Here is a 10,987-nt window from a genome sequence, read left to right as displayed (position 1 = left end):
AAAGTCCGACAGGCTGCTAGCTTTCATGAAGCGATAAAGTGATGCGCGCCGGTACACGCGCGAAAACTGGTAACAGTGCCAATGGTCGGCGCTGACATGAGCGCGCCGCTGATCGAATTGCGGGCCATTACCAAGACCTATGGTCAGGGCCAGGCAGCGTTTCAGGCACTGTGCGGCGTTGATCTGAGTATCGCGGAAGGCGATTTTGTGGCGGTGATGGGGCCTTCGGGTTCAGGCAAGTCCACGGTGATGAATCTACTCGGCTGTCTCGACACGCCAACCACGAGCGAATACCTTTTTCGCGGCATCAACGTCGAGCAACTCGACCGCAACCAGCGCGCCCTGTTGCGTCGGCAACGCCTGGGATTCGTCTTCCAGGGCTTCAACCTGCTGGCGCGTACCTCGGCCCAGGAAAATGTCGAACTGCCGCTGCTTCATCACGGCGAACCGGCCGAAGTGCGCCATGCCATGGCACGGACGGCGCTCGACAAGGTCGGGCTGGCCGGCTGGGAACATCACACGCCAGCCGAATTGTCCGGCGGCCAGCAGCAACGCGTTGCCATTGCCCGTGCCATCGTGACCAATCCGCTGGTACTTCTGGCCGATGAACCGATGGGCAACCTCGACAGCAAGCGCAGCCACGAAATCATGGAACTGCTGACCCAGCTGAATGGCGACCATGGCATTACGGTGATCATGGTGACCCACGAGCCGGACATGGCGGCCTACGCGCGACGCATCGTCCATTTTGTCGATGGCCTGGTCGCCAGCGACAAACGCCAGGCGGCTGCCGAACCATGTTGCTGAACGCGCTCTTGCTCGCCCTGCGCGAGATCCACCGCAATCTGATTGATGCGCTCCTTTCTGACCGTGCTCGGCATCGTCATCGGCGTGGCTGCGGTGATCACCATGGTGACACTGGGCGGGTGGCCGGCACGCAGAACCGGTCGTCCACGGTCAGCGGTACGACCAGCGATTACCTTGATTCCGGCAACTGGAAGTTGGCCGCCGGCCGCCAGTTCAACGATGACGAGGAGGCCACGGTGGTTTCCAGTGACGGAGGTACTGCCCCTGTACGGCGTGGTCACGAAGTGCGGCAACCTGGTCGACGATGTCTTGGGGCCGGGGAGTGTCAGGAAGCAGCAGTTCGCGTCAGCCTTGCGCCAGGCGCTGGCCGATGATTCGGTCAGTCAGATCCTGATCGATATCGACAGTCCGGGTGGAAGCGTCTATGGGGTGTCTGAGTTGGCGGACGAGATTCTCACAGCGCGCGGCAAGAAGCCGATCTGCGCCATTGTCAACAGCCTGGCGGCCAGCGCGGCGCACTGGCTGGATCGGCTGCTCGGCTTCCGAGTTCTACGTCATGCCAGGCGGCGAGGTGGGATCGATCTGGGTCTGGCAGGCGCACTTCTACTACTCGCAGGCCTTTGCCACCAAGGGTATCCAGCCGGCCCTGATCTCGGCTGGAACGTACTAGATCAAGGGCAAACCGTAAGCGCCGCTTGACGAGGATGCGCAGGACTTCATGCCGTCTCGGGTGGATGACTACTACGCCTTCTTCACCACGGCGGTGGCGCGTGGGCTCGGAGTGCCGGTTGTCCAGGTGTGCGACGGAATGGGCCAGGGTCGTGTGCTCGGTGCCGATGCGGCGCAGGCGGCATGGCGACCTTCAACAAGGTCGTCAGGAAGATGCGCCGTGATGCCAAGACCAGCGCCAGGCCGAAGGCAAATCGTCCCGCCTACGTGCAATGGGCAATTGAAATTCTGTGAGGATGGGTCGGATGACAAAAAAACTGGCATCCAGCCCATGGGGAGTGTGGCCTTAGCAATTGCCTTTCTTAGCCTGGCCCGGCGGACAATGTCCTCCACCTTGGTGTGGGACGCCATTGTTGCCGCGTCCAGTGTAGTGCTTCTCGCCACGTGGGCCATTGTGTTCTTTCCAGTACTTAGGGTCGCGGTATTCGTAACCATCCCAGTAATAGCCACGATTGTCGCGGGAGCCGAAGGTTACGGTAACGCCTGGTGCCTCGACGCGCATGTTGCCGAGATTGACGTTAATATCGACAGCATTGGCAAGACATGGCGAGGCTGCAATCACAGCACCTAGCAGAAATTTCTTCATCGTTGAGGGCCTTTCGGTGACATTGTGGTATTTCACGGCAAACGGGACAGTCGGCCCGTAAGGACGCGTTGAAAGTGTTGTACGCCAAGACGCTTACTCAGGTCAAGCTGCCTTTCGCGGAAATTTCGTACAGCGCAGAAGCAGAGGTAGCCCCGGAAATTCGGATAACGGGATCAGTGGTAGCCTTGCCCCCTCGAACGGCTGCGGAAGCAGTCACACCAGGAGCAAGTGCATGGCAAGAAGGACGAGGCGGAACCCCAGCCCGGGATTCAAGGCGCAAGTGGCACTGGCAGCGCTGAAGAGCGACAAGACGCTGGCGGAGTGAGCCCAGCAGTATGACCTTCACCCGAATCCGATCACGGACGGGAAGCGGCCACTGACAGAGCGTGCGGTTCAGGTATTTGGAGACGCCGGAAGCCCCGCGAGCCGTGCGGAACTGACGAAACTGCACGCCCAGATCGGCCCGTTGACGCTGGAAAACGATCTGTTAGAAACGCGCTTACCCAGGCGGGCTTGCTGAGCGCAAGACGATGATTGACCGTAACCCCGAGCTTCCCGTAGTGCATCAGTGCTCCCTGTTCGGGCTGGCGCGTTCGACCGCCTACTACACGCCCCGCGAGGTCCCGGCGGAGGACCTGGCGCTGATGCGCCGGATCGACGAGTGGCCTCCCGATCACCCGTTTGCCGGCATCCGCCTGTTGCGCGATCTGCTGCGCCCCGAGGGTTTCCAGGCCGGGCGAAAATCCATCGGCACTCTGATGGCGCGTATGGGGATCGAGGCTCTCTATCCCGGCAGGACTCCACTGATGAAAGCGGGTTTTCTGTCCAAACAAACGGGGCCATCTCTCACGGCTTGACCCGCGGTACGAGACGCTTACAATTTCCATGAGTGGTCTAGTTGTGGCGCTGCAGTCAAACGAGGGGTATCTGCCGCGCACCGCCTGCACTTGGACCGGCAGCTTCTTGGGCGGCAGATCAACGCCATTCGTTCGGTAAAGGAAACCTGTTCGTCGGCGACCTGCGCTACCAAGCCGATTGGGAGCCAAGGGGAATCCGGGTACCGATTCGATCTTCAGAGGGGAAAACAATGCAAATGCGCAAACTCGGAAAGAGCGGGCTGGAAGTGTCTGTCCTGGGTCTTGGCTGCATGGGAATGAGCTATTCCTACGGCCCGCCCAAGGACAGGCAGGAGATGGCGGATCTTCTCCGGGCTGCCGTGAAACGCGGCATCACCTTCTTCGATACCGCCGAAGTCTACGGCCCGTTCACGAACGAGGAACTCGTGGGAGAAGCCCTCGCTCCCTTCCGCGAGCAAGTGGTGATCGCCACCAAGTTCGGGTTCGACCTCAGCCCAAACTGCGATCCCCGAGGAATGAAGGGTCCGCCGGGCCTGAACAGCCGGCCCGAGCACATCAAGCTGGCCGTCGAGGGCTCTCTCAAGAGACTGAAGATCGAAACGATCGACCTGCTCTATCAGCACCGAGTTGACCCGAACGTGCCGATCGAGGAGGTGGCAGGCACGGTGAAGGAATTGATCCGGGAAGGGAAGGTGAAACACTTCGGCCTGTCTGAAGCCGGCGCGCAAACGATCCGCCGCGCCCACGCCGTCCAACCCCTCAGCGCCGTCCAGAGCGAGTACTCGCTGTGGACGAGAACCCCGGAAAAGGAAGTCATACCGACCCTCGAGGAACTCGGAATCGGCTTCGTCCCGTACAGCCCGCTGGGCAGGGGGTTCCTCACCGGCAAGATTGATGAGAACGCGAGGTTCGACAGCTCGGACTTCCGTAGCACCCTGCCGCGGTTCACGGTGGAGGCGCTCAAGGCGAACCAGACCCTGATCGATCTGCTCGGCAGAATCGCGGAACGAAAACAGGCGACGCCCGCCCAGATTGCGGTCGCCTGGCTGCTCGCTCAAAAGCCTTGGATCGTTCCCATTCCGGGCACCACGAAGCTGCATCGCCTGGAAGAGAATATCGGAGCAGTCTCCGTCGAACTCACCTCAGACGATCTTCGTGACATCGAGAGCGCAACCTCCGAGATCACGGTGCAAGGGGCTCGCTACCCCGAACATTTGGAGAGGATGACGGGTCGCTGAAGACACGCGCCGGACCAGGCGCTGCGGCAGACGGCTGCCGCCGTGTCCGTTCAAGGAAAGTTCTTGATTCAGACAAGCTGCTCTCCGATCTATCACGTTTGCACGTTTAGAGCTACGAATACACAGCCGTTCCGCAGCAACCGCTTGCCGCCGACCGTCTGGGCCGTTTCTTCGGCCTTGCCGTGCTCGGTGTGGATGCCTTGGTTGGCCTCCAGAGGCTTGCCACCGCCGGTGCTCCGTGCCTGGATTCCTGTTCAAGCCGCCCGCAGGCAATCGGCGATCTCCAGACGTGCCGCGCGCCATGCCGGGACGAAGCCGCCGACGACGCCCATCGCCAACGCGAAAGCCATGGACTGCAAGGCGATCGATGGTGTCAGGACGAAACGGAAAGCCAGTTCGGCGAAAGTCTGGAAGTTCGTCGTCGAGATGTCGACCGCCTGCATCGCGCTCGCGCCCGCCAGCCCCAGCACGCCGCCGAGCGTCGCCAGCAGCAGCGACTCGCCGAGAAACGCCAGTAGAACGGCGCGGCGCCGGAACCCAAGCGCCCGCAAGGTGCCGATCTCGGCGGTGCGCGCGGCCACCGCGGCGAACATCGTGATCATCGCGCCGACCATGGCGCCGATCGAGAAGATGGCGGCCAGGGCGGTGCCGAGCAGGCGGATGAAGGTCGCCAGCGCCTCGCTCTGCTCGGCATAGAAGACACGTTCGGGTTTGGCTTCGAGCGACAGCCGGGGATCGTCCTCGAGCGCTTTCCGGATGTGCTCGAAGCCGTCCACATCGGCCAGACGCAGCACGACGGTCGAAAAGGCGTTTCGCCTGAAAGCCTGCAGCATCTGTTCGCCATCGCCCCAGAGTTCCGAGTCGAAGCCGCTGCGGCCGGCGTCGACAATGCCGACGACGAGCCAGTCGCGGCCGGCGAAGCGCAGCGTCTGGCCCAGGCCGACCCCCTGAAAGCCAGCCGCCACGGCGCTGCCGGCGACGATCTCGGAAGTGCCTGGGCGGAACATGCGGCCCTCGCTGATGCGCACCTGCGGCCGCAGTTCCCCGCCCATTTCCGAAGTGCCGCGCACGGTGACGTTGCTCGGCTTACCGTTGCCACGCTTGGGCAGATTGATCAGCACCACCGGCTCGCGGCTGACCATCGTGCGGCCCAATGTGTCGCGGGCGATTCCCGGCAGCGTCTCGATGATTCCCGCCTGATCGCGAGTGACCGCGCTGTTGATCTCGGCACCGGCCCCCTTGCGCAGGACGATGACGTTGTCTGCCTGACCGGTGGCGACCAGCGTCGCGCGAATGCCTTCGCTCATCATCAGCACCGTCGCAAAGACGTAGACCACCAGCGCCATGCCGAGCGCGGTGAGCACGGTGGTCACCCGGCGCACCCACAGGTTGCGTACGATGTAGGCCAGCGGCAGGCCCTTCACTGCGTGCTCCGCGGGTGCAGCGGGCGGCGCACGCGAGCCGGCACCAGGCGACCAGGCAGCGCCCGCTTCACGACCACTTACGCCACATGCCGCAGGCCATCGACAATGTCGATCCGGCTCATCCGCCACGCCGGCCACGCGGCGGCGACGAGGCCGACGATCGCCGCGGCCAGCAACTGCAGGCCCATCGTCAGGGCGGACAGCTGGAACACCGGAAACAGTGTGCCGGTTGCCTGCGCGAAGGCCGCCGACAGCGGCAGCGTCGCGGCGACCCCAAGCACGCCGCCGAGGCCGGCGATCAGCAGGCTTTCGCCATACAGCAGACCGACGACGAAGCCGGGCGGAAAGCCCAGTGCCTTGAGTGTCGCGTATTCCGCCAGCCGCTCGCGCGCGGTCATCGTCATGGTGTTGGCCATCACCGCCATGATGATCACGATAATGATCAGGCTCACCGCCTGGATCGCCACCAGGATCGCCTCGCTCATCGACACGAAACTGAGCTGGAACGCCTTTTCGGTCTCGCTGAGCGTTTCGGCCAGCGAATTGGCGAACAGCGCGTCGATGCGTTGCGAGATCAGGGCGGCGTTGTTCGGTTCGTCGATACCGACGATGTACACGCCGACGGCGTCGGCACGCTGGCGCGCGGTCTGGCGTAGCGATTCGTTGATGAACGCCCAGTGCACGAACATCTGGTTCTCGTCGGTCTTGGCGTCCGCGCCGTCGTAGATCGCGCGCAGGGTGAAGGTCCAGGTGCCCGGATAGATCGTGCCGCGCAAGGGGATCGGGTCGCCGACCTGCCAACCGAACTTGCTGGCCAGCCCGCGTCCGACCACCGCTCCCTGCCGATCACGCAAGAAGGCGAGCCTGTCGGCGTCGGCAATCACATACTCCGGGTAGAGTGCCAGATAGCTCGCCGGATCGATCGCGAACTGCGGGAAGAAATTCCGCTCGGTGATGTACACCCCGCCGAACCAGTTGGCCCAGCTGAGCGCGCGCACGCCCTCGACGGCGCGGATTCGCTGCGCGTAGTTGAGCGGCAACTGGAAAGTCAGCGAGATGCTGCTGCGCGTCACCAGGCGGGTGCTCGAACTGGCCTCGACGCCGGCATACCAGGCATCGACGATGGTGCGCAGGAGGCCGAAAGCGCAGATCGCCACCACCAGTCCGATCAGCGTCAGGCCGGTGCGCAACTGGTGACGAAAGGCGTTCTTCAGCAGCAGCCGCAGCAGGAACATCGGTCGCCTCGTGTGTGTGCGAGCCTCATGCGGCGACCGCCATCACGCGCCGGCTTCGTCGACCAGCACGCCCTTCTCGAGGTGCACCAGGCGGCGGGCGTGCGCGGCAGCCTTGGGGTCGTGCGTGACCATGACGATCGTCTTGCCCATCTCGACGACGAGTCGTTCGAGCAGTCCGAGGATCTCCTCGCCGGTGACCCGGTCGAGGTCGCCGGTGGGCTCGTCGGCGACGATCAGCAGCGGGTCGCTGACCAGCGCGCGCGCGATCGCCACGCGCTGCTGCTGCCCGCCCGAGAGTTCGTTCGGCAGATGGTCGGCGCGGTCGGAGAGGCCCACCAGCCCGAGGACGACGCGCGCCCGCTCGGCGCGCTCGCGGCTCGACAGACTGGTCAGCAGCAGCGGCAGCGCGACGTTGTCCTGTGCGCTGAGCACCGGCAGCAGGTTGTAGAACTGGAAAACGAAGCCAACGTTGGCGGCACGCCAGTCGGCCAGTTCGCCCTCGCCGAGCTCGGCGATATCGACGCCGCCGATCTCGATGGTGCCGGCAGACGGCTTGTCGATGCCGGCGATCAGGTTCAGCAGCGTGCTCTTGCCCGAGCCGCTCGGACCCATCAGCGCCACGAACTCGCCCGCCGCGACGTCCATGTCGAGGTCGAGCAGCACCGGAATCACCTGCCCGCCGCGCCGGTAGCCTTTCGAGAGCCCGCGGATGCGAATCAGCGGCGGAACCGGATCGATGCTCAAGGGCTCCTCTTCGCGGCGCTGCCGCCCGAAACGACCACTTGGGCGCCGGCAGCGAGCCGCTCCGGGGGCGCCAGGACCAGGCGTTCGCCGGGCTGCAGCGGGCTGCCGGTCAGTTCCTGCGCATCGCCGAGCTTGCGGCCGAGCGTCACCGGGAGGGCTTCGACGGTCTCGCCGAGCAGCCGGAAAACGACCTTGCTGCCGGCGCGCTCGGCGATCGCCCTGGGGTTGACGGCGACTACCGGCGTCTGGTCGGCATCCGTCGCCGGCTGCGACAGGAAATTCACCTTGGCGCTCATTTCCGGCAGGATGCGCGCGTCGATCCTGTCGAAGCGGATCTTGGTCACCACCGTCGCCTTGGCCCGGTCCACCGTCGGCACGACGCGGGCGACGCTGCCGCGGAAGCGCGCATCGGGGATCGCATCGAGCGTGATCTCCACCGGCATGTCGACGCGAACCCTGGCGACATGGCTTTCGGAGACGTCCGCCTCGACCTCCAGCGTACTCATGTCGGCCATCGTCACGACGGCGCCCGAGGTGCCCGCCGCCGCCGAGAAAGGCGTGATCATGTCGCCAACGTTGGCGTTCTTCACCAACACCACGCCATCGAAGGGCGCGCGGATATCGGTATTGTCCTGATTGACCTGCTGCACCGCCACCTGGGCTTGCGCCAGCGCCACAGCGGCGCGGGCGCTGTCGATCGCCGCCCGCCCGGCGCCGACCCCCGCGCGTGCCGCCAGCGCGCGGCGCTGCGCCGCATCGACCGCCTGCGACGAGACGAAGCCACGGGCGCGCAAGGCCTGCTGGCGCTGGAACTCGACCTCGGCGTTGGCGGCTTCGGCCCGCGCCTGTTCGAGGTTGGCCTCGGCTTGCCGGAGCCCGGCCGCGGCCTGACCGATCGCCGCCTCGGCGACCCGTAGAGCGGCCCGCACGTCACTGGCGTCAAGGCGTCCAATCAGTTCGCCCGCCTGCACCGGGCTGCCCTCGCGCACCCGCAGCTCGACCAGTCGGCCGGTGCCCTTCGAAGCCACCGACGCGCGGCGTTGGGCGACCACGTAGCCGGAGGCGGTCAGTTGCGTGTACTGCTGCGACGGGTAGGCACTGAGCACGGTCGTGACCTGGACGTCCACCCTGCCCGGCACGAGAAGGTAGGCGGCGATGCCACCGATGCCGAGCACAGCCGCCAGCCAGACAGCCCAGCGGCGTCGGCGCCGCCGGGTCGGGGCCGCGTTGCGGTCAATCGCCAGCAGCGACAGCGGGGAGGCAGGCGTCTTGTCGGGTTCGGCCATGGGAAGAGGAAATGAGCGGGGGCGTCAGAAGCTCGGCGGCAAACGCCTTGAGTGAATGGTCGGCAGCACTTCGCCGCCGCGGACACCATGGGCCGCCAGCGCATCGCCGCCCGCGGGAGTATCCTTGGCCCCCCGTGCAGTGTCAAGCGCCGGACCCCTGGGCCAGCCCGGACACGGGCAGCGGCCGCAGCGAATCGATGGACTGGCGCCTGCCGTCTGACCTGCGGCGAGGGGTCGGATGCGGGTGAACGGCCAGCAAAGGACCGTCGGGGGGTGGCTTGACAAGGCTCGAGCGCGTGTCGATACTGCTTTTCCGGTAGGGGTTTGGCGGCTGGCAAGGGGCTTCGGGGTGGGGCGGCCGGAGCGGGCGGTTGGCCAGCGGGTGATGGGCCGGTCATGCCTCGTTCGTTGGGGGTCGCGGGTCGCGGGTCGCGGGTCGCGGGTCGCTGCCCGGTCCTGCAGCTTACCCATCCACTCGCTCCTCGTCTTTCACCTTCGGGAGACTCCTGCCATGCTCTGCGCCATCAAATCGAGGCGCGCGCGGCGACTGCCGCGGGCGCAACGGTGGAGCTGGCGCCGGGCAGCGAAACCGATCGCGACGCGCAAGTGCGCGAATTGACCGAGCGCCCTCGTCCTCGATCGTGCCGCGTCGCTCGCGGCGAGTCAGCGGCGCAGCCCGGAACGCGAAGTGACCCTGCTCGCAGGACTCGAACAGCGCGACAAACAGTTGCGGCGAGCGCTCGCGCAGCAGAACCAGAGCGCGGCCGAGACGGCCCGCCTGGGCAAGGAGCTGCGCGCGCTGACCAGCGAACGGCAGCGCCTGGTCGACGAACTCAGCGCGCGCGACTCGGCGTACCGCGCCGAACTGGCCGAATACCGGCGGCTGATCGCCGCCCTCGCCGATTCGCCGAACCCCGAACGACGCCAGGCACTGCAACGCTATGCCGACGGCGACCGCGTCGGCGCCTTCGCCGTCCTCGAAGAGCTGACGCGCGTCGAGGAAGCGGCGCGCGACAAAGCCAACAAGCTGCGCAGCGCCGCCGAATACCGCCAACTGGCCGCGCTCGCCGCCGACATGCAGGACCGCGGCGAGAAGACGACAAACGACGTGCTGCAACTCTGGCGTGCGGCGGCGCAGCGCGACACCGACGACTTCCGGACTTGGGTCTACATCGGCCGGCTGACGCAGCAATCGGGCGACACCGCGCAGGTGCTGCACACCGCCGGCGAAGCGCGCCGCGTCGCCAACGACGACCGCGAATGCAGCGTTGCCGCGGTCGAACTCGGCGACCTGAAGCAAGCGGCCGGCGACCTCGCCGCCGCCCGGCGCAGCTTCGACGAGAGCCTGCAGATCGCCCGCCGCCGGCTGGCGGCCGCGAACCCGGCGTCGGCACAAGCGCAGCGCGACGTGGCCGTGTCGCTGGCGGCTAGCCACGATCGGTGGCGGGGTCACCTGGCGGCAGGTCGCCGACGCCTTGCTTGCCCTGCAGGCGCGTGGCGTTCTGTCGCCGGTCGGTCAACGGCTCGTCGAAGAGGCGCGGCGGCGCGCGGCCAGCGAGCGATGAGCGACTGTTTCGTCCGCTACAATCGCGAAGATTGGTCGTGCGTCGAGCCCTTGGTCACCGCATTGCGTGCCGCGGGCGTGTCGGTACGGTGGGTCATCAGGACATCGGTGGCGGCGAGCGCTGGCGCGAGACGATCGCCGAGCAGCTCGACGCGGCGCGCTGCGTCGTCTGCTGGACGCACGCGTCGACCGGGCCGGACGGGGCTTACGTGCGCGAGGAGGCGGAGCGCGCCAAGACGCGCGGCGTTCTGCCGCCGGTGCGCCTCGATGGCGTGTAGCTGACGCGCTGCGCGCCGCAGACGCTGCGTACGCGGAAACCCCCCGACCTGATGTCTGCGCGTGATGGCAGGGGCTCCCTCTTTTCACCAACTGTGAGCGTGTCGCGGGGATGGCCAGCATGGTGGGTCGAAAAAATCTACCTGTGCGGGGTAAACCACTTGCCGTAGATCGTCTCGTACGTCCCATCCTGGTCTACCGTGCGCGGTCACGATTTAATCTTCTGGAAGGTTTGGAAGTT

The 10,987-nt window shown here is 65.8% G+C and carries 10 protein-coding genes and 2 pseudogenes; 6 read left to right on the top strand and 6 right to left on the bottom strand.

Going from position 1 to position 10,987, the window contains the following annotated elements; translation table 11 throughout:
- The first annotated feature begins 96 nt into the window (after positions 1 to 96).
- The 3 genes and pseudogenes from AW06_RS19000 (at position 97) to AW06_RS21315 (ending at position 1,477) form a co-directional block, all read left to right on the top strand.
- Complete coding sequence (locus tag AW06_RS19000; protein ID WP_034953542.1) at positions 97 to 807, top strand: ABC transporter ATP-binding protein; 711 nt, start codon at positions 97 to 99, stop codon at positions 805 to 807.
- A pseudogene (locus AW06_RS21320) lies at positions 798 to 1,037 on the top strand (ABC transporter permease); the annotation flags it as partial. The gene AW06_RS19000 and the pseudogene AW06_RS21320, both read left to right, overlap by 10 nt.
- Positions 1,038 to 1,294: 257 nt before the next feature.
- Positions 1,295 to 1,477, top strand: coding sequence for a S49 family peptidase (locus AW06_RS21315; RefSeq protein ID WP_212761141.1), 183 nt, complete (start codon positions 1,295 to 1,297; stop codon positions 1,475 to 1,477).
- Between the two features lie 345 nt (positions 1,478 to 1,822).
- Here the strand turns inward: AW06_RS21315 and AW06_RS21310 are convergent, their stop codons facing one another.
- A complete protein-coding gene (locus tag AW06_RS21310; protein WP_138678925.1) occupies positions 1,823 to 2,122 on the bottom strand; it encodes a DUF2502 domain-containing protein in 300 nt (99 codons plus the stop codon).
- A 232-nt stretch (positions 2,123 to 2,354) separates the two neighbouring features.
- On the opposite strand from AW06_RS21310, the pseudogene AW06_RS21305 reads away from it, so the two are divergent.
- Positions 2,355 to 2,910, top strand: a pseudogene (locus AW06_RS21305) (IS3 family transposase); the annotation flags it as partial.
- 299 nt (positions 2,911 to 3,209) lie between these two features.
- Positions 3,210 to 4,217, top strand: a complete 1,008-nt coding sequence (locus AW06_RS18980) for an aldo/keto reductase (protein WP_034953533.1) — start codon at positions 3,210 to 3,212, stop codon at positions 4,215 to 4,217.
- Between the two features lie 254 nt (positions 4,218 to 4,471).
- On the opposite strand, the gene AW06_RS18975 is transcribed toward AW06_RS18980, so the two are convergent.
- From AW06_RS18975 to AW06_RS21300, 5 genes are all read right to left on the bottom strand, one after another.
- Positions 4,472 to 5,641 (bottom strand): ABC transporter permease, encoded by a 1,170-nt coding sequence (locus AW06_RS18975; RefSeq protein WP_034953529.1) that lies wholly within the window; start codon positions 5,639 to 5,641, stop codon positions 4,472 to 4,474.
- 77 nt (positions 5,642 to 5,718) lie between these two features.
- The gene (locus AW06_RS18970; RefSeq protein ID WP_034953528.1) at positions 5,719 to 6,876 is read right to left on the bottom strand and encodes an ABC transporter permease; all 1,158 of its coding nucleotides are present in this window, start codon (positions 6,874 to 6,876) and stop codon (positions 5,719 to 5,721) included.
- A 42-nt stretch (positions 6,877 to 6,918) separates the two neighbouring features.
- Complete coding sequence (locus AW06_RS18965; RefSeq protein ID WP_138678922.1) at positions 6,919 to 7,620, bottom strand: ABC transporter ATP-binding protein; 702 nt, start codon at positions 7,618 to 7,620, stop codon at positions 6,919 to 6,921.
- Positions 7,617 to 8,906: an efflux RND transporter periplasmic adaptor subunit gene (locus tag AW06_RS18960; protein WP_034953525.1), complete on the bottom strand. Its 1,290-nt coding sequence runs from the start codon at positions 8,904 to 8,906 to the stop codon at positions 7,617 to 7,619. The genes AW06_RS18965 and AW06_RS18960 overlap by 4 nt, the downstream gene beginning before the upstream one ends.
- 463 nt (positions 8,907 to 9,369) lie before the next feature.
- A complete protein-coding gene (locus AW06_RS21300) occupies positions 9,370 to 10,341 on the bottom strand; it encodes a hypothetical protein (RefSeq protein ID WP_273704909.1) in 972 nt (323 codons plus the stop codon).
- Between the two features lie 218 nt (positions 10,342 to 10,559).
- On the opposite strand from AW06_RS21300, the gene AW06_RS21295 reads away from it, so the two are divergent.
- Positions 10,560 to 10,748, top strand: coding sequence for a hypothetical protein (locus tag AW06_RS21295; protein WP_273704908.1), 189 nt, complete (start codon positions 10,560 to 10,562; stop codon positions 10,746 to 10,748).
- Positions 10,749 to 10,987 lie beyond the last annotated feature (239 nt).

The sequence above is a fragment of the Candidatus Accumulibacter cognatus genome (genome assembly GCF_000584975.1).
GTDB classification, from domain to species: domain Bacteria; phylum Pseudomonadota; class Gammaproteobacteria; order Burkholderiales; family Rhodocyclaceae; genus Accumulibacter; species Accumulibacter cognatus.
The sequence above is the reverse complement of the archived record's forward strand: the minus strand, read 5'-3'. Positions and strand labels throughout refer to the sequence as shown.